This window comes from Williamsia sp. M5A3_1d, from assembly GCF_053345315.1.
The window spans coordinates 1,248,065-1,265,110 of record NZ_JBKEZX010000001.1; the positions used below are offsets into that span (position 1 = coordinate 1,248,065).

Below are 17,046 nucleotides of genomic sequence, written 5' to 3' on the forward strand. Positions count from 1 at the left end.
CCTGACACCATGCAGAGCGACGACGTGGACACCGAACAGAACGACACCATCACCACGGCCGCGGCGAGCACAGATCCCGCCCAGGGACTGGCCGCGGTGCGCGCCCTGCGAACCCTGGCCGACCGCCTCGAAGAGGTGCAGGTGGCCAGTGCCCGCGAGCAGGGATGGAGCTGGCAGGCGATCGCGGAAGTACTGCAGATCAGCCGCCAGGCCGTGCATCAGAAGCACTCGGCTCGCGAGAGGGATTGATCCCACCCACACCACACGACTGAAGAGAGACACCATGATGTTCGACCATTTCACCCGCGAGAACAGGCACATCCTGTCCTTCGCCATGGAGGAGGCCGCCGACCTCGGGCACACCCAACTCGGCAACGATCACCTGATCCTCGGGATGCTGTGCAACGCACGCGCCCCGATCTTCACCCGGCTGGCCGCCGAGGGCTTCACGCTCGACGCGGCCCGCGACACCGTCCGCGAGGTGCGCGGCGACGCCGACGACTCCGATGACGCCGACGCGTCACAGGTCGCCGAGGACCGCGAGGCACTCAAGTCCGTCGGCATCGACCTCGACAAGGTCGCCACCGCGATCAAGAACGCCTTCGGCACCGACATCACCGACGGCTGGTCGCAGCGCAGCTCCGACCGCCGCGGACACCGCGGCCGCGGCGGACCGCGCCGCGGCGAGGACTCCGGTCCCCGTGGCCACCGCGGTCACCGACACGGCCACGGCCGTGGCCACGAAGGCCATCCGCACGAATCGTTCGGCCGGCCCGACTTCGGCGGCTTCCCCGGGGGCGAGTTCCCCGGTCGCGGTGTCGGGGGCCCGATGGGCGAGTCCGAGACCGGTGACGGACCGTGGGAGCGCGGCCGCGGACGGCGTGGTCCCCGAGGACGCGGCGGGCCGTTCGGTCGGCCGCGATTCTCGGTCGACGCGAAGGCGGCCATCGCCAACGCCGTCCAGATCGCCCGCGAGACCGGTAGCGACCGGCTCACCGCCGAGCACGTGCTGCTCGGCATCCTGAAGACCGACGACGCACGCTCGCGTGCGCTGATCGACTCGGTCACGACCCCGGAGAAGCTGCGCGACGCCATCAGCGCCGCCGCCTGATCCGTTCGCGATCGACGCTGCGCCCGTGGGTGTTCACCCGCGGGCGCAGTTCGCGTCCGAGAAACCGTTCAGGCGAGGAACAGGGCGATCGCGGTGGCAAGCGCCCACGCCACCATCGCCATCCCGGCCTGCGCGATCGCCGGGATGAGGGCCGGGCCGAGTGCCCCGCCACGGACCGGTGCGTTGGCCCGCCAGGCCAGCGGTGCGGCGATCAACCCGAGCAGCGCCCACGGCGTCGCGATCACGAGCACCAGGGTGAGCACCGACGGCAGTGACACCAACGCCAGGTGTGTTGTGCGGGTGCGGGTGTCGCCGAGGCGCACCGCGAGGGTGTTCTTGCCCGACTCGGTGTCCGACGGGATGTCGCGCAGGTTGTTCGCGACGAGCACCGCGCTCGAGTACGCACCGACGGCGACCGCACAGATCACGCCGACCCAGTCGATCCGCTCGGCCTGCACGAACTGGGTGCCCAGTACCGCGACGAGCCCGAAGAACACGAACACCGCGACCTCGCCGAGGCCGGCGTAGCCGTACGGGTTCTTGCCGCCGGTGTAGAACCACGCGCCGGCGATGCAGACCGCGCCCACCACGATCAGCCACCACGCGCTGGTCAGCGCCAGCACCAGACCGCTCACGCCGGCCACCGCGAACGCTGCGAAGGCGGCGTTGCGCACCGCGACCGCGGGGGCGGCCTTCGACCCGACGAGTCGCATCGGGCCCACCCGGTCGTCGTCGGTGCCGCGGATACCGTCGGAGAAGTCGTTGGCGTAGTTGACCCCGATGATCAGCGACAGCGACACCGCCAGGGCGAGCAGCGCCTTCCACCACACGGCGTCGCCGAGCCAGCCCGCCGCGCCGGTGCCCGCGACCACCGGGGCGATCGCATTCGGGAACGTGCGCGGTCGGGCGCCTTCGAACCACTGCTTCGGCGTTGCCATGTCGGCAATCTTTCCATGACGCGACGCGCCGTCGAGTCGAGACCTCTACACGTGGGTGACGTCGGAGAACTGTCGCGTCGACACGATGCGTCCGCGCCCGAATCGTCCCCCGACATCGGTGAAACGGATGCGCAGCGGCTGCCCGTCGCGCTCGGCGTGGATGTGCAGATGCGGTTCACTGGAGTTGCCCGAGTTGCCGACCTCGCCGAGCCGATCACCGGCGCGCACCTCGTCTCCGGTCGACACCGCCACCGTCCCCGACCGCAGATGTGCGAGCAGGATGTGCTCGTGACCGTTGTCGATGATGACGTTGTTGCCCGCGGGACGTGACGGGTCGAGTACGCCGTCGGGCAGCCCGTCGAACGTGCGGATCACCGTGCCGGCACACGGTGCGACCACGACGGTGCCGAACGCGTGGAAGTCCTCGTTCTCGCCGCCGACAACCCCGTGTCGGGAGCGCCCCGACCATGCGATGCGCACCAGGTCGAGTGCTTCGCGCTGTCGCACCGCCGGCCAGTGGTGGTTGAGGATGCGGCCCTGCCCCTCCACCACACGCCAGCGTCCGTCGCGTAGCGGGAAGATCATGTCGCCGGTCATCGGGGTGGCGACGCCGGTGAACGGCGCGGCCACGGCGGCGGTGACCGCCACGATCGCGAGGACGAGACCACCCCACGCCCGTGGGTCGGTGAACGCGTCGATCAGCGACCCGTCGATCCAGATGCCCCGCACCGCGACCGCGACGGTCCCGAGCGCGGTGATGCCCGCGGCCGGCGACGGTGCCACCGACAGCGACGGGACGAAGAACCGCCACGACGACACCGTGAAGAACACCAGTGTGAGAAGGACTCCCGCCCACACACCCGGCTTCGTCGCGGTCACGCCGACCAGGATGTCGGCGGCCACGATCACGAACCAGATCACGGGCCACACGCGGTCCACCCGACGCGCGAATGCCATCAGACTCCCACCCGTTCGCGTGGCGCCCCGGCGGGCGCGTCCGTCGCCGAAGCGGAAGCGGTTGCGACGGCCTTGCGGTCCGTCGAGGCCCCGAACCGGTTCCGCGCCGCCCGGGTGCCGCGTCGCAGACGGTCGACCAGGGTCTGATAGTCCCTGTCGGTCAACAGCATCGAGTCCGCGCCGATCATGATGAGGCCGAACGCAGCGAGTCCCATGAACACGATGATGCCAAGGTGCATCCCCTCGAGCGAACGGTGACCAGTGTGCGCAGTGCGGCGCGTTTGCTCCAGATGACGAACGGGACGGCGATTTCGCCGACGATGGTGTCGCGACTGTGCCGCACGGTGTCGTCGTCGCCGATGACCCGCGCGGTCTGGGACCGCTACCTCGAGGGGGTCACGTTCGTCGCACCGTGCTGACGCGCCCGTGATGGCCCCCGCGTGCGGGCCACTAGGCTTGACCCCGCCACAGGTCAGGAGGTGTCGATGTCGGTGGACAGCACGGCGCCGGTGACCATCGGGCTCCTCGGGCCGGTCGCGGTCGACAGCGGACACGGCATGGTCGAGATCTCCGGCACCCGCGCGCGGCGACTCCTCGCCGCTCTCGCGTTGGCCCCCGGCAGCGTGCGGTCGACGTCGGTGCTCATCGACCTCGTGTGGGGCGACGACCGCCCCAAGTCGCCGCAGGCCGCGTTGCACACCCAGGTCTCGCGGCTGCGCGGAGCGCTGCCGCCGAGGATGATCGCCGCGGTCTCCGCGGGGTACCGACTCGATCTCGGTGACCACGCCCTCGACCTCGACGAGGCCCGCAGGTTGGTCGCGCTCGCGACGCCGGAATCCCTCGACGCCGCAGCCGATCTCTGGCGCGGGGCACCCGGCGACGACCTGGGCAGCGGGGCCGGTGACGAGCTGGCGGGTCGCCTGCGAACGATCGGCGACGACCTGCGGCGACGACTCGACGAGGCGCGTGCCGGAGCCGCTCTCGCGTCGGGGGACCCCGAGACGGCGCGGCGTATCGCCGCCGCTCTGTGCGACCACGACCCGCTCGACGAACCCGCACACCTGCTGTTGATGCGCGCCCTCGACGCCGCCGGACGCACCGCCGACGCGCTCGCGGTGCACGCCCGAATCCGCCGCGCCCTGTCCGCCGAACTCGGTGTCGATCCCGGCGCCGAGATCGAGGCACTGCATCGCCAGTTGCTCACCCCGGCAGCGGTACCGGTCCCGATGTCGGTGCCGGCGGTCATGGTCCCGCGGCCGTCCGTCTCCCCGCGTGCCGTCGGGTTGCGCTCGGAACCGAATGAACTGCTCGGGCGCGCAGACGACATCGACGCGGTGCTCGCCGCGGTCGATCGGCACCGGGTGGTCACCATCGCCGGTCCCGGCGGCGCAGGCAAGACGCGCATGGTGCACGCCGTCGGCCGACGGATCGCCGAGTCGGGCCGCACGATCTACCTCGTCGAGCTGGCGTCGGTGCGCAACGACGACGACGTCGTCGCGGCCATCGCCGCGTCCCTCGGTGTCGGCGAGTCCGACCTCACCCCGTCGGGTGCACCGCGCATCCCGGTCGGCGACCTGGCCGATCGACTCGCCGACACCCTCGCCGGGCGCAACGCCGTTCTCGCACTGGACAACTGCGAGCAGATCATCGACGGCAGCGCGCAGGTGGTGACCGACCTCATCGGGGCCGTCGCCGACCTCACCGTCCTCACCACCTCGCGAGCGCCGCTGATGGTGCCGGGCGAGGTCATCCACCGGTTGGCGCCGCTGTCGAGCGATGTCGTCGACTCGCCCGCGGTCGAACTGTTCATCGCGCGAGCGCGTGCCGTGCGGTCCGACGTGGCCATCGACCTCGACGTGGTCGCCGAACTGTGCCGTGATCTCGACGGCCTGCCGTTGGCCATCGAACTCGCCGCCGCACGGGTGCGCACCCTCAGCGTGTCCGAGATCGCCCGACTGCTATCGCAGCGCCTCGCCCGTGGTCGACTCAGCCTGTTGCGCACCGCCGATCGCACCGCACCCCGGCGTCACCGGACGCTGCACGCCGTCATCGAGTGGAGTTGGGACCTTCTCGACGACCAGGCGCGTTCAGCGCTGCGGCGTCTGTGTCGCTTCCCGGCCGGGTTCACCGTCGCCGCCGCCGATGTCGTCGTGGCCGGCGGCGCGGGGCTCACCCTCGTCGACGACGTCCTCGAGCAGCTGGTCAACCAGTCCCTGCTGACGGTGACCGAGGTCGACGGTCACATCCGCTACCGCATGCTCGAGATGGTGCGCGAGTTCGGTGAGGAACAACTCGTCGCGTCGGGTGAAGCGGATGAGGTCGATGCGGCGATGATCCGCTGGGCCGTCAGGTGGGCGGAGGACACCCGCGCTCTCTACGACGGGGGTGAGCAGGCGGCGGCGATGGCGACGGTGGTCGCCGACAACGACAACATCGTGTGGATCCTCCGGCGCTGCACCGAGATCGACGTCGCCCAGCGGCCCGCCGACGCGGTGTCGGCCGTGGTCGCGGTGTTCCCGGTGATGTCCTCGGGGTGGGTGGCGCGCGGGCTGCACGTCGAGATCCGCAACTGGGCGCCCCGCATCGTGGGGCTGCTCGGTCATCCGCCGCGCGACCTTCCCGACGACCGACGCGAGCTGTGGCAGGTCGCCCTCCTGATGGTCGCCGGCCACCTCATCATGATCCAGCCCGATCTGCGATTGCTGGCCCGGGCGCGGATCGCGCTGCGTGCCGTCTTCCACCCCGACGAGGTGATGACACTGCCCGCGGATTTCGTGAGCGCGATCCTGTTGTCGCGGAACAAGTACAGCGGGTTGCGCATCCTGATGCGCGGGGCGCGGTCACCGATTCCGCTGGTACGGGCGATCGCGCTGTCGGTCCGGTCGAATGCCCGCGAGAACGTGGGTGACCTCTCCGGTGCGCTGCGCGATTCGCAGGACGCGCAGGCGCTGGCCGTCTACCGGGGTGACCTGTGGATCACCGCGACCGGCGCGATGGAGATCGGCAACATCCACGGGCAGAGCGCGCGCTACGCCGAGGCGGTCGAGAGCTACACCCGCGCGGTGCAACTCCTCACCGAGCTCGGGGCGGTCGACGAGGTCGTCCAGGTCCGGACCTACCTGGCGTGCAGCCTGGTCGGCATCGGGGAGATCGAACGGGGGCGTGCGATCGTCGCCGATCTGTCCGGTGGATGGACGGCCGATCAGCCGCTGCCGGTGGGCAGTGTCGAGGCGGTCGGGACGTTGATGATGGCCACTGCCGAGGTCACCCGCGCGTCCGGTGATGCGGCGACCGCCGGGACGATCGCGGTGCGCGTTCTCGATGAGGTGCTCGACAGCCTGGCGGGGGCGACCGCGGATCCGACGATGCTGCTCGTCCTCAGTTCCGCGGTGACGACGGCGGCGTTGACGGGCAACACCGCCGCAGCGCACGAGCGGCTCCCGATGCTCGGCGACTTCGTGGCCTCACAGTTCGAACCGACCGGTTACCAAGACATCCCGCAGATCGGCGCCTGTGCGGTCGCCTTCGCGACCGCGCTGGTGTGTCACGATGCGCAGCCGGTGACCGCGGCGAGGTTGTATGCGCTCGGTGTCCGTTCGCGCGCCCGGCTCGACTTCCCGATCCTCGACCACGCCGTCACGACGGCCCGGTCCCGCTGCGCGGTCTCGACCGAGGTGTGGGACGAGATCGACACCGAGGTCGGCAGGATGTCCCGACGGAGTGCCGCCGAGACCATCCTGCAGACCATGCGTGCAGCTCTCGCCTAGGCGTTACGCATGTACGCCCGGACGGTGAGCGGCGCGAAGACGGCGACCAGGACAGCCGCGCCGAGGAGCGACCACAGCACGTGGATGCCGATGTGACCGTTGTTGGTCAGTTCCCGTACCGACGTCACCAGATTCGACACCGGGTTGACTTTCACGAACGCCTGTAGCCATCCCGGCATCGTCTCGGGCTGCACGAACGCGTTCGAGACGAAGGTGAGCGGGAACAGGATCATCAGCGAGAAGCCCTGCACCGCAGACGCCTTCTTCACCAGCATGCCCATCAGGGCCCAGATCCAGGACACCGCGAAGCTGCAGACGATGACCAGGACGGTGGCGCCGATGAGTCCCAGCGGGTCGGGACGCCAACCCATCGCGATGCCGACCACGAACGTGATGACCGTGGCGATCAGGTACCGCACGACGTCGGCGAGAAGCGCGCCGGCCAGGGGTGCGGTGCGCGCTATCGGTAGCGACTTGAAGCGGTCGAACACGCCCTTGTTCATGTCCTCGCGTAGTTGGGTCCCGGTGACCACCGACGTGGTGATGACCGACTGGACGAGGATGCCCGGGATGATGATCGGAAGGTATTGCGACACACTGCCGGCGAGTGCTCCGCCGAAGATGTAGGTGAACATCAAGGTGAAGACGATCGGTTGGAACACCACGTCGAACAGTTGCTCGGGGTTGTGGCGGATCTTGAGCATTCCGCGGTACCCCATCGTGAGGGACTGCGCGACGGTGTCGAGGAAGCCGACCGAGTGCGGCACCGATCGGGTGTCGCGGGGATGGACGGCGGGACGGTTAAGGGTCTGGGTGGTCATGCTGCGTCCTCCTCGGACTCGGTGGCGGAACCGGATTCGGCACCGTCGGCGGGCTTGCCGGTGATGGTCATGAAGACCTCGTCGAGGCTGGGTTTGGCGACGGACAGCTCCCGGATGGCGATGTCCGCCGCGACCAGGGCGGTCATCACCTCCGACACCGCATCCGGTCGGGCCAGCGGAACCGTGACGCGCCCCGCCTCGGGACTCAAGGTCCCCTTCTCGCCGGTGACCTGTTCGACGATCTCAAGGGCCGCAGCACAATCGGACGGGGAGATGGGTCGGACCTGCAGGGTGTTGACGCCCACCGAGTCCTTCAACTCGTCGGCGGTGCCGTCGGCGATCACGACCCCGCGGTCGATCACGGCAATCCGATCGGCGAGCTGATCGGCCTCGTCGAGATACTGGGTCGTCAGCAGCACGGTCGATCCCTCGGACACCAGGCGTCGGATCGTCTCCCACATCTGCGCACGTGTCCGCGGGTCGAGGCCGGTGGTCGGCTCGTCGAGGAACAGCAGTGGGGGAGAGGAGATGAGGCTGGCCGCCAGGTCGAGCCGACGCCGCATGCCGCCGGAGAACTCGTTGAGCGGTCGGTTGGCGGCCTCCCCGAGCCCGAACTCCTCGAGAAGATCGCTCGCGATGGTCCGCGTCTGGGCTCGGGACTTACCGAGGAGCCGCGCGAAGATGATGAGGTTCTCGCGCGCGGACAGGTCCTCGTCGACCGAGGCGTACTGCCCGGTGACGCCCACCAGCGACCGGACCGCCACAGGTTCGGCGACCACATCGTGGCCGAAGACGTGCGCCGATCCTGCATCCGGCCTCAGGAGCGTCGCGAGCATTCGGACGGTGGTGGTCTTGCCTGCGCCATTGGGGCCCAGCACGCCGTACACCGATCCGGTGGGTACGACCAGGTCGACACCGTCGACCGCACGTGTGTTGCCGAAGTGCTTCACCAACCCGCGGGCCTCGATGGCCGGCGCGTCGGAACTGTGAGGTGATGTCATGCCCACGACTGTCCACGACAGCTCTGTCGTGACGCTGTCGCGGACTGTCGTGGCCCTCGCGCGCCCGCTGTTCACACTGTGTAGTTGTCAATGTGCGTGCCGCGCCCGATATCGGGGGCGTTGGTTCTATGACGGTGTCATGCGGCGATCGGTTCCACGGTCGTCAATGTTCTTCTGTTGTAGGCGGGTTGTGGTGTGCGGCGTGGGTCGATGGTTGCGGGTGGGATGAGCCAGGGGTGTCGGTCGTGGCCCATGACGATGTCCCAGCCGGTGGTGTGGACCGCGGTATGGCAGGAGCGGCAGAGGAGGCATCCGTTGTCGACGGTGGTGGGTCCGCCGTCGGCGAAGTGGATGATGTGGTGGACGTCGCACCACGATGCCGGGGCACCGCATTTGATGCAGCCCTGGTCGCGGGTGAGGACAACCTTGCGTGCGCTGCCGGTGAACAGTCTCTTTTGTGCGGCGACGGAGACGGGTGCTCCGTTGAGGTCGACACCGATCCCGAGGACTTTCGCGTCGCAGGCCAGGAGCTTGGTGGTGAGGTCGGAGATCGGTCCGAGCCAGGTCAACCGCGCTGGTTCTGCGTAATCGCCACCGTCCAGGGGGATCGTCACGATGAGTTCGGTGGATGGTGGCCCGGACAGTGCGTCGGGCGACAGTCCGCGGCTCGCGGCCTCCAACATCTGGGCGAAGGCATCGGCTCGCCGGCGGTTCGCTGGTCTCGGGTCGGGGGTGCCGTCAGGTTCAGGGCGCGGTCGGGACGCAGTATCCAACGCGGTGATGAGTCGTTCGCCGGTGGCGACGTCGAGGTCGAACTCGCCCCGTAACCGACCGTCAGCGGACTGATTCCACGCCACCTCGTTCAAAGCGGCGTCCTCGGCGACGGGCACGTCCGGCGTTTCGGCGTGGGTGTGGGCGATGGCGACAGCACGTGCGTTGTCGACGATCTCCGCCGGAGTCTTCCCGGCGATCGCGTACCCGATCAACCGCCGCTCCAGGCTCGACACCAGCTCCGAGTCGAGGGGTTCCCCGGTACGGCGCGCGACGTGGTCGATACCACGGGCCACGGCGTCGAGGTGTTCAGCCGACACCGACCCGTCACGGGAATGACGCGCCACCCCCGGCAAAACTTCGCAGGCGCGCCCGAGGCGGATCAATCGTGACGCCACCGCAGGCGCGACTCCATTGGCACACAACAGTTCTCGCAGCGACATCCCCGAACGCCGGGCGACGCCGACACGGTCGGCCTGGGCGGTCAATCGTGCGAGCAGGTCGTCGGCCACCGCCCGCAAGGCCACGACGCCGCGGACGGCGGCCACGATCGCAGCGTCATCGTCGGCGACCACAGTCTGAAGTGTGCCGTAGTCGTCGATCAGTGAGTCGGCCAATGCAGTGAATGATCCCCCGGTCATGACTTAATCGTACATACGTTCGGAGATCGACGCAAGATCAAATTCGCCGAATCCTGTTGCCAGATAGTCGAATAGCGCACGGGCGACGTCCCTGATCACCACGCTACCGCGCGGGTGCGACAGGATCCGGCACCGTGGACACCGTCATCCACAGGCACGACCGCGGGACCTGCCCACTCGATACAGATGAGTGCCCGATCGACGCAGGTAACTGCCCGATCGACGCGATCAACTGCCCGATCGACGCGGAGTGGTGCCCAGTCGGCGGAGGTGCGCGACGGTGGTCGCGACGAGGGTGAGCACGGCCATGGCCATCACGCCGGCGTAGATCTGCAGTGACATGTCGCCCTGGCCCGAGGTGTAACCGTCACCGCCGCTGCGGGATCCGCCCATCCCGCCGCCACCGGGCGGGCGACCCGCGCCCATCTCCGCGCCGGGCCGTGGGCCGCCACCCGGACGCCCACCGCCGCCGCCGCCGGCCTGATCGCCGGTGAGCGAGTCGTAATAGCCGCCGAACGAGGCGATCTGGACGAGTGCCGGGATGATCCAGTACCGCATCGGCAGGTAGAACGCGACGATGACGGTGAGCACCTCGGCCAGGTAGAAGTACCTCTCGTGCATGGCGGGCAGGAGGAACGGGACCACCACCGCAGTCGTCGTGACCGCCAGGAGGATCGCGGTGTCGTCGAGGGTCGGCTTACGCCGCAGCGCGAAGACCATCGCGGCCGCGGTGAGGAGACAGACCACGCCGATACCCGCGTAGGCCACCCAGGTGACGTTGCCGCCCAACGTGATCCACTGATACAGGTTCGGCGCACCCAGTGTCAGCTGCTTGTACGAACCGGTCTGATGGACGTACACGCCCAGCACGTCGCCGATGGGCGCACCGACCAGCAGGGGAGGGATGTCGAACGCCAGCATCACCGCGGGTATCGCGACCAGCGACCTCCACGGGATGAACCGCCGCACCACGAGGAACGCGACCACCGGGAGGAGGAAGACGGCCTGCAACTTGAACGCCAGTGCGAGGCCGATGAACACACAGGCCCACCACGCTCGTCGTCGGAGCAGGAAGTAGACGCCACCGACGGCGAAGGCCGAGTAGATGCTGTCGGCCTGTCCCCAGTACGAGCTGTTCGCGACGACGGTCGGCAGGAACAACACAAGACCGAACACCAGGGCCCGCGGCCAGAACGACGCATATCGCAACCCGACGATGCGGTACGCGAAGAACGCGAGCAGCACGTCGAACGCGATCGAGATCCCCTTGATACCGACCAGCGCCGGGATGTGCAGGTAGGTGAGGATCGCGATCAGATACAGGTAGGGGTAGTTGTAGTCGGCGAACGACTCGGAGAACGCCGCGAACCCGCCGTTGTCGGCGATGTGGGTGTACCAGCGGTCGAGGAACGCGGTGAAGTCCAGACTTCGGTGATCGAGGAACACCAGTCGCAGGCCCACCGCCGCGGCCGCGATGACCACGATCACGCCCGCTCGGACGAGCCGGGAACCGCGATGTCGGGGCACGGCCTCCGTCGTCGGCGCGACGTCGGTGAGGGGCGGCGCGGTCGGTGTGGCGGCACGGCTGGTCATGACGTCCACCGTCACCGACGAGTCTGGGAGCGCGGTGTGGTGTGCCCGGCAGTTCCCTGACCGCGGGCGACTCGTAGTCTGACGTGGTGAGCAAGACAACCGTCGCTGTTGCATTGGGAAGTGGCGGTGCCAGGGGGTACGCCCACATCGGGGTGCTGCAGGTCCTCGCCGAACACGATTACGAGGTCATCGCGATCGCCGGGTCGTCCATGGGTGCGTTGATCGCCGGGCTGCACGCCGCCGATCGACTCGACCAGTACACGTCGTGGGTGCGGGGCCTCAACCAGCTCGACGTCGTGCGGCTGATGGATGTGTCGCTGTCGGCGCCCGGTGTCATCCACGCCGCAAAGATCCTCGACAAGGTGCGCGAGATCCTCGGCGAGGTGCAGATCGAGGACCTCCCGATCCCGTTCACCGCCGTCGCCACCGACCTCACGTCGGGACGACCGAAGTGGTTCCAGAAGGGCCCGGTCGACACCGCGATCCGCGCCTCGATCGCCATCCCCGGTGTCATCACGCCGTACGTCCACAACGGTCGGGTGCTCGTCGACGGCGGCATCCTCGACCCGGTGCCGATCGCACCGCTCGCCGCGGCCGGCGCCGACCTCATCATCGGCGTCGATCTCGGAGCCGACACCGGAGGCATCGACGCCGAGGTCGGCGAGACCCCTGCGCAGGTGTTCCCGGGTGCGATCGATGCGATCCGGCAGGCCGCATCGCCCATCCTCGACCGCGACTTCGTGCGGTCCATCGTCGACCGGTTCGCCGGTGACCCCGGAGCCAACGACGCCGACACCGTCGAGCCGGAGGCCGACTCGTCGGCGCGGCGGCACCCCGAGACCGAGTCGCGCGTCATCACCAGCCCTGCCGACGACGCAGCCGTCCGCAAACTCGGCCGGTTCACGGTGATGGACCGATCGCTCGACATCATGCAGGAGGCGTTGGCGCGCTATCAGCTCGCGGCGTTCCCACCCGATCTGTTGATCGAGGTGCCCCGCACCGCCATCCGCAGCCTCGACTTCCACCGCGCGGGCGAGATGATCGACCTCGGTCGCACCCTGACCGAGCGCGCTCTCGACGATCTGCAGACCCGCCGCTGGTGACCTCGCCGGGGGTCTCGTCGCAGTCGTCGTTCACCTTCCGCCCGGTCACCCGGGCGGACTTCCCGCTCCTCGGTCGATGGCTCGCCACACCCGACGTCGCGCGGTGGTGGAACCAGGAACACGACCCCACGTCGCTCGAAGCGCAGTTCGGGCCCGTCATCGACGGCAGGACGCCCGCCGAGGATCTCGTCGTCCTGGCCGACGACGAACCCGTAGGACTCCTCCAGCGCTGCCGGCTCGCGGACTTCGCCGACTACGTCGCCGAACTCGAATCGGTCATCGGAGTGGTGCCCTCCACGGCGTACTCCATCGACTATCTGCTCGGCGCGACCACACTTCTCGGTCGGGGCATCGGCCCGGCGGTCATCACCGCGGCGTGCACCGACACCTTCGTGCGCTTCCCCGATGCCGATCGCATCGTGGTCCCGGTGGTGGCCGCGAACCGACGTTCGTGGCGGGCACTCGAGAAGGCCGGGTTCCGCATCATCGCGAGCGGGGAGATGACCCCGGACAACCCGATCGACGATGCGGCACATCACATCCTGCAGCTCGATCGACCGACTCAGACGGTTCCCTTCACGCGAGGTGGCGTGCCAGGAACTCCGCCGTCCGAGGACTGCTCGGTGCGGTGAAGATCTGCTCGGGCGGCCCGGATTCCTCGATCGTGCCGTCGGCGAGGAACACGATCCGGTCGGACACCTCACGGGCGAACGTCATCTCGTGGGTGGCCATCACGATCGTCATCCCGTCGGACCGTAGGCCTCGGATCACGTCGAGCACCTCGCCGACGAGCATCGGGTCGAGCGCGGACGTGATCTCGTCGAGCAGCAGCACCCGCGGGTGCATCGCGATGGCGCGGGCGAGCGCAACCCGCTGCTGCTGCCCACCCGACAGTGCGTCCGGGTACGCGTCGGCCTTCTCCGCGAGCCCGACGCGCCGCAGCAGGGCGAGCGCCTCGGCTCGTGCCTCCGCGCGCGACACCCCGAGCGCCCGAACCGGACCGAGGGTGATGTTGGCCAGCACCGACAGGTGCGGGAAGAGGTTGTAGGCCTGGAAGACGATGCCGATCGACCGCCGCACCTCGTCGGCGTCGAAGCGCGGATCGGTGATCTCGCGGTCGTCGAGGAAGATGTCGCCGTCGTCGACCTGTTCGAGCAGGTTCAGGCACCGCAGCAGTGTCGATTTGCCCGACCCCGACGCGCCGATCAGGCACACGACCTCACCCTCGGCGACGTCGAGATCGATGCCGCGGAGCACCTCGTGTCCGCCGAACGACTTGCGGACCGCGTCCGCGCGCAACATCAGATGCCGTTCTCGCGGCGCAGCGACCGCACCGTCAGGTAATCGGTGAGCCGGGCCAGCGGGATGGTCGCGACGATGAAGAAACACGCCGCGACCACATACGGGGTGAACACGAAGTCGCGGCCCGAGATCACCTGCGCCGCACGCAGCGACTCCACGAGTCCGATCGTCGACAGCAGTGCGGTGTCCTTCTGCAGCGACACGAAGTCGTTGAGCAGCGGTGGTGCCACCCGCCGCAACGCCTGCGGCAACACCACGTGCCGCAGTGTCTTCGCGTACGACAGGCCGATCGCGCGACCGCTGGCCCACTGCGACGGATGGACGGACAGGATCCCCGCGCGGATCACCTCGGCGACATAGGCGCCGTAGCTGAGCGTCAGGGCGATCACGCCGAGCCAGAACAGGCTCGTCGGCAGACCGGTCAGTTCCAGTGCCGGCACCCCGAACCCGACGAGCAGCACGATGAGAAGGGTGGGCGTCCCGCGGAAGACGTCGGTGTAGACGACCGCGATCACCTTCACCGGGGCGAGCGCGGGCGCCGGGATCACCCGGATCACCGCGATCAGCAGACCGAGGACGAGCACCGCGACCTCGACGGTGAGGAACAGGCGGATGTTCAGCACGAACGCCGACGCGACGTCGCCGAGGGATCCGACGGCGTCGTCGTAGTCGAAGAACGTCGCGCGCACGCGGTCCCAGCCCGGCGAGGCCAGCACGATCCCGACCAGGGCGCCGAGGACGACGATCGTCGACACCGCGGCGATGCTCGCACGGATCCGGGTGCGGCGCCGTCGGTATCGCTCGCGTTCGAGCTGTCTCGCGCTGCGGGGCGGCGCCTCGGTCACCGGAGTTCGGGAACGCTGGTCGCCTGGGTGAGCCAGCGTTCCTGCAATCGGGTCAACGTGCCGTCCGAGCTCAGGGCGTCGACCGCGGCCGAGACACACGGTGTGAGCGCGCTGCCCTTCGACAGCAGCAACCCGAAGCGTTCCTGTTCACCCTTCGTCGGCTGGAACTCCCCGACGATCTTCGCCCCGGTGAGCTCGGCGGAGGTCAGGTAGTAGGCGGTGGGGAGATCGGCGACGATGGCGTCGACCTGCCGGTTCTGCAGCGCCTGACCGGCCTTCGACGTGTCGTCGTAGACCAGCGGCGCGGTGGTGGGGGCGATCTGGTCGATCGCGGTGAGCGAGGTGGTCGCGATCTGCGCACCGAGCTTCGCGCCCTTGAGGTCCGCGAGCGACGTCGCGCCCGCATACTTCGAACCCGCCAACGTGATGATCGCCTGCGAGGCCGAGTAGTACGGACTCGAGAAGTCGACGGCCTTGGCGCGCTGGTCGGAGATGGAGAACTGGTTGATGTCGAAGTCGAAGTTCTTCTTGCCGGGCTGGATGACCTGGTTGAACCCGGCCTTGACCCAGGTCACCTGGTTCTTCGCGAAGCCGAGCTTGTCGGCGACGGCGTAGGCGACGGCCGACTCGAAGCCCTCACCGTTCGTCGGGGTGTTGTCGACGAACCACGGCGAGTAGGCCGGGTCGTCGGTCGCGACGGTCAGGACGCCGGACTTCGTCAACGCCAGCGAGCCCGGACGGCAGTCGGCCAACGACGTCGACGACGAGGGTGCCGCGGCATCGGAGGAATCCGAGGCGGGGGCGCATGCGGCGGCGGTGACGGCGAGCGCGAGAACGGCGGCCGCGCCCAGCAGGCGGGAGGTGGTGTTCGGGATACGCATCTGATGGATCGTAGAGATGTCCGGCGATTTTGGTGCAACGGCTCTCATCGTCGACGATCGGGGTATGGCTGCACATCCGAGTCCCCACCGACGAGCGACGCGGTGAAGCAGATCCCGCGCGGCATCTGGGTCCTGCTCGCGGCCAACGTGGTCATCGCGCTGGGCTACGGGCTCATCGCGCCCGCCCTGCCCACCTTCGCGCGCAGCTTCGACGTCTCGGTGGCCGCGGCGACGGTGATCGTCTCGGCGTTCGCCATGATGCGGCTCCTGTTCGCCCCGGCCAGCGGCAAGCTGGTGTCGTGGCTGGGGGAGCGCCGCATCTATCTCACCGGCCTGCTCATCGTCGCGGCATCGACCCTCGCCTGCGCCTTCGCCCAGACCTACTGGCAGCTGCTGGTGTTCCGCGGTCTCGGCGGCATCGGGTCGACGATGTTCAGCGTCTCGGCGCTCGCCCTGCTGATCCGTCTCTCACCACCCGACATCCGCGGCCGCGTCTCGGGCTTCTTCAGCGGCGGCTTCCTGCTCGGCAACATCACCGGACCGCTCATCGGCGCCGGGCTCGTGAGCTACGGGTTGCGGCTGCCGTTCGTGGTGTACGCGATCGCGTTGCTGATCGCGTCGGCGGTGGTGGCAACCGCCCTGCGTGACGTGGGCGGTCGACCGGTCGCAGGCGCCGGCCCCGTCGTCGATCCGATGAGTCTGCGGGAGGCCCTGCGCGACAGGACCTATCGGGCCATCCTCGCCTCGAGCTTCACCCAGGGATTCGCGAGCCAGGGCGTACGGGTCGCGCTGGTGCCGCTCTACATCGTCTACGGGCTCGACGAGTCGAGCGCATGGTCGGGTGTGGTGCTCGCCATCTACGCCGCGGGCAACGTCGCGTCGATCCTGCTCGCCGGTCGGCTCTCCGACCGCTACGGCCGCAAACCGATCATGCTGCCGGGCCTGGCGCTGATGTCGGGCGCGACGCTCGTCCTCGGATACAGCGGATCACTGTGGGTCGCCGGCGTGCTGAGCTTCGTGGCGGGCACCGGTTCGGGTCTGTTCGCCCCGACCCACCAGGCCGCGCTGGCCGATCTGCTCGCCGCGCGGGGGCAGGGCGGCACCGCGCTCGCGGCCTTCCAGATGATCTCCGATGTCGGCGCCGTGAGCGGCCCCATCCTCGCCGGGCTGATGGTCGACCACGCCGGCGGCTACGGTCCGGCGTTCGCACTCACCGGTGCGGTCCCGTTGGTGGCGCTGGCGCTGTGGGCACTGGCACGCGAGACCGCGCCCGTCCGCGTGGGTGTCACCGCGTCGGGAGCGCACGCGCCCTGAA

16 protein-coding genes are annotated in these 17,046 nt (G+C 69.0%); 6 read left to right on the top strand and 10 right to left on the bottom strand.

Annotated features, from left to right (window positions below; translation table 11 throughout):
• Positions 1-9: 9 nt before the first annotated feature.
• Positions 10-249 (top strand): hypothetical protein, encoded by a 240-nt coding sequence (locus ACLBW1_RS05825; RefSeq protein WP_045823907.1) that lies wholly within the window; start codon positions 10-12, stop codon positions 247-249.
• A gap of 34 nt (positions 250-283) precedes the next feature.
• The gene (locus ACLBW1_RS05830) at positions 284-1,111 is read left to right on the top strand and encodes a Clp protease N-terminal domain-containing protein (RefSeq protein ID WP_447810644.1); all 828 of its coding nucleotides are present in this window, start codon (positions 284-286) and stop codon (positions 1,109-1,111) included.
• Positions 1,112-1,179: 68 nt separating this feature from the next.
• Here the strand turns inward: ACLBW1_RS05830 and ACLBW1_RS05835 are convergent, their stop codons facing one another.
• Genes ACLBW1_RS05835 through ACLBW1_RS05845 form a run of 3 tightly spaced genes read right to left on the bottom strand, consistent with a single transcriptional unit; the run spans position 1,180 to position 3,245 of the window.
• Complete coding sequence (locus ACLBW1_RS05835; protein WP_447810645.1) at positions 1,180-2,049, bottom strand: 1,4-dihydroxy-2-naphthoate polyprenyltransferase; 870 nt, start codon at positions 2,047-2,049, stop codon at positions 1,180-1,182.
• A gap of 45 nt (positions 2,050-2,094) precedes the next feature.
• Positions 2,095-3,006, bottom strand: a complete 912-nt coding sequence (locus ACLBW1_RS05840; RefSeq protein WP_447810646.1) for a peptidoglycan DD-metalloendopeptidase family protein — start codon at positions 3,004-3,006, stop codon at positions 2,095-2,097.
• Positions 3,006-3,245, bottom strand: a complete 240-nt coding sequence (locus tag ACLBW1_RS05845; RefSeq protein WP_447810647.1) for a hypothetical protein — start codon at positions 3,243-3,245, stop codon at positions 3,006-3,008. The genes ACLBW1_RS05840 and ACLBW1_RS05845 overlap by 1 nt, the downstream gene beginning before the upstream one ends.
• A gap of 246 nt (positions 3,246-3,491) precedes the next feature.
• On the opposite strand from ACLBW1_RS05845, the gene ACLBW1_RS05850 reads away from it, so the two are divergent.
• Positions 3,492-6,773: a BTAD domain-containing putative transcriptional regulator gene (locus tag ACLBW1_RS05850; RefSeq protein WP_447810648.1), complete on the top strand. Its 3,282-nt coding sequence runs from the start codon at positions 3,492-3,494 to the stop codon at positions 6,771-6,773.
• Here the strand turns inward: ACLBW1_RS05850 and ACLBW1_RS05855 are convergent.
• The 4 genes from ACLBW1_RS05855 to ACLBW1_RS05870 form a co-directional block, all read right to left on the bottom strand.
• On the bottom strand, positions 6,770-7,594 hold the full coding sequence (locus tag ACLBW1_RS05855) for an ABC transporter permease (RefSeq protein ID WP_447810650.1): 825 nt from the start codon (positions 7,592-7,594) through the stop codon (positions 6,770-6,772). The two genes, ACLBW1_RS05850 and ACLBW1_RS05855, sit on opposite strands and share 4 nt — an antisense overlap.
• Positions 7,591-8,595 carry an ATP-binding cassette domain-containing protein gene (locus ACLBW1_RS05860; protein WP_447810651.1) on the bottom strand — a complete coding sequence of 335 codons (1,005 nt, stop codon included), beginning with the start codon at positions 8,593-8,595 and terminating at the stop codon, positions 7,591-7,593. Before ACLBW1_RS05860 ends, ACLBW1_RS05855 begins: the two co-directional genes overlap by 4 nt.
• Positions 8,596-8,732: 137 nt before the next feature.
• Positions 8,733-10,007: a DUF222 domain-containing protein gene (locus tag ACLBW1_RS05865; protein WP_447810653.1), complete on the bottom strand. Its 1,275-nt coding sequence runs from the start codon at positions 10,005-10,007 to the stop codon at positions 8,733-8,735.
• Between the two features lie 228 nt (positions 10,008-10,235).
• Complete coding sequence (locus ACLBW1_RS05870) at positions 10,236-11,600, bottom strand: glycosyltransferase 87 family protein (protein WP_447810654.1); 1,365 nt, start codon at positions 11,598-11,600, stop codon at positions 10,236-10,238.
• A gap of 83 nt (positions 11,601-11,683) precedes the next feature.
• Here ACLBW1_RS05870 and ACLBW1_RS05875 point away from each other — a divergent pair, with 83 nt between their 5' ends.
• A complete protein-coding gene (locus ACLBW1_RS05875; RefSeq protein ID WP_447810655.1) occupies positions 11,684-12,703 on the top strand; it encodes a patatin-like phospholipase family protein in 1,020 nt (339 codons plus the stop codon).
• A complete protein-coding gene (locus tag ACLBW1_RS05880) occupies positions 12,700-13,335 on the top strand; it encodes a GNAT family N-acetyltransferase (RefSeq protein ID WP_447810656.1) in 636 nt (211 codons plus the stop codon). The genes ACLBW1_RS05875 and ACLBW1_RS05880 overlap by 4 nt, the downstream gene beginning before the upstream one ends.
• Here the strand turns inward: ACLBW1_RS05880 and ACLBW1_RS05885 are convergent.
• Genes ACLBW1_RS05885 through ACLBW1_RS05895 form a run of 3 tightly spaced genes read right to left on the bottom strand, consistent with a single transcriptional unit; the run spans position 13,280 to position 15,731 of the window.
• Positions 13,280-14,005: an amino acid ABC transporter ATP-binding protein gene (locus ACLBW1_RS05885; protein WP_447810657.1), complete on the bottom strand. Its 726-nt coding sequence runs from the start codon at positions 14,003-14,005 to the stop codon at positions 13,280-13,282. The genes ACLBW1_RS05880 and ACLBW1_RS05885 overlap by 56 nt on opposite strands.
• Positions 14,005-14,850, bottom strand: a complete 846-nt coding sequence (locus ACLBW1_RS05890; RefSeq protein ID WP_447810659.1) for an amino acid ABC transporter permease — start codon at positions 14,848-14,850, stop codon at positions 14,005-14,007. Before ACLBW1_RS05890 ends, ACLBW1_RS05885 begins: the two co-directional genes overlap by 1 nt.
• Positions 14,847-15,731 (bottom strand): ABC transporter substrate-binding protein, encoded by an 885-nt coding sequence (locus ACLBW1_RS05895; protein WP_447810661.1) that lies wholly within the window; start codon positions 15,729-15,731, stop codon positions 14,847-14,849. The genes ACLBW1_RS05890 and ACLBW1_RS05895 overlap by 4 nt, the downstream gene beginning before the upstream one ends.
• Before the next feature lie 102 nt (positions 15,732-15,833).
• On the opposite strand from ACLBW1_RS05895, the gene ACLBW1_RS05900 reads away from it, so the two are divergent.
• A complete protein-coding gene (locus ACLBW1_RS05900; RefSeq protein WP_447810662.1) occupies positions 15,834-17,045 on the top strand; it encodes an MFS transporter in 1,212 nt (403 codons plus the stop codon).
• The last annotated feature ends 1 nt before the right edge of the window (position 17,046 follow it).

Excerpts from the sequence above, each read along its gene's own strand:
- ACLBW1_RS05825 (WP_045823907.1), top strand. The coding sequence starts at position 10 with ATGCAGAGCGACGACGTGGACACCGAACAGAACGACACCATCACCACG.
- ACLBW1_RS05830 (WP_447810644.1), top strand. The coding sequence starts at position 284 with ATGATGTTCGACCATTTCACCCGCGAGAACAGGCACATCCTGTCCTTC.
- ACLBW1_RS05835 (WP_447810645.1), bottom strand. The coding sequence starts at position 2,049 with ATGGCAACGCCGAAGCAGTGGTTCGAAGGCGCCCGACCGCGCACGTTC.
- ACLBW1_RS05840 (WP_447810646.1), bottom strand. The coding sequence starts at position 3,006 with ATGGCATTCGCGCGTCGGGTGGACCGCGTGTGGCCCGTGATCTGGTTC.
- ACLBW1_RS05845 (WP_447810647.1), bottom strand. The coding sequence starts at position 3,245 with ATGCACCTTGGCATCATCGTGTTCATGGGACTCGCTGCGTTCGGCCTC.
- ACLBW1_RS05850 (WP_447810648.1), top strand. The coding sequence starts at position 3,492 with ATGTCGGTGGACAGCACGGCGCCGGTGACCATCGGGCTCCTCGGGCCG.
- ACLBW1_RS05855 (WP_447810650.1), bottom strand. The coding sequence starts at position 7,594 with ATGACCACCCAGACCCTTAACCGTCCCGCCGTCCATCCCCGCGACACC.
- ACLBW1_RS05860 (WP_447810651.1), bottom strand. The coding sequence starts at position 8,595 with ATGACATCACCTCACAGTTCCGACGCGCCGGCCATCGAGGCCCGCGGG.
- ACLBW1_RS05865 (WP_447810653.1), bottom strand. The coding sequence starts at position 10,007 with ATGACCGGGGGATCATTCACTGCATTGGCCGACTCACTGATCGACGAC.
- ACLBW1_RS05870 (WP_447810654.1), bottom strand. The coding sequence starts at position 11,600 with ATGACCAGCCGTGCCGCCACACCGACCGCGCCGCCCCTCACCGACGTC.
- ACLBW1_RS05885 (WP_447810657.1), bottom strand. The coding sequence starts at position 14,005 with ATGTTGCGCGCGGACGCGGTCCGCAAGTCGTTCGGCGGACACGAGGTG.
- ACLBW1_RS05895 (WP_447810661.1), bottom strand. The coding sequence starts at position 15,731 with ATGCGTATCCCGAACACCACCTCCCGCCTGCTGGGCGCGGCCGCCGTT.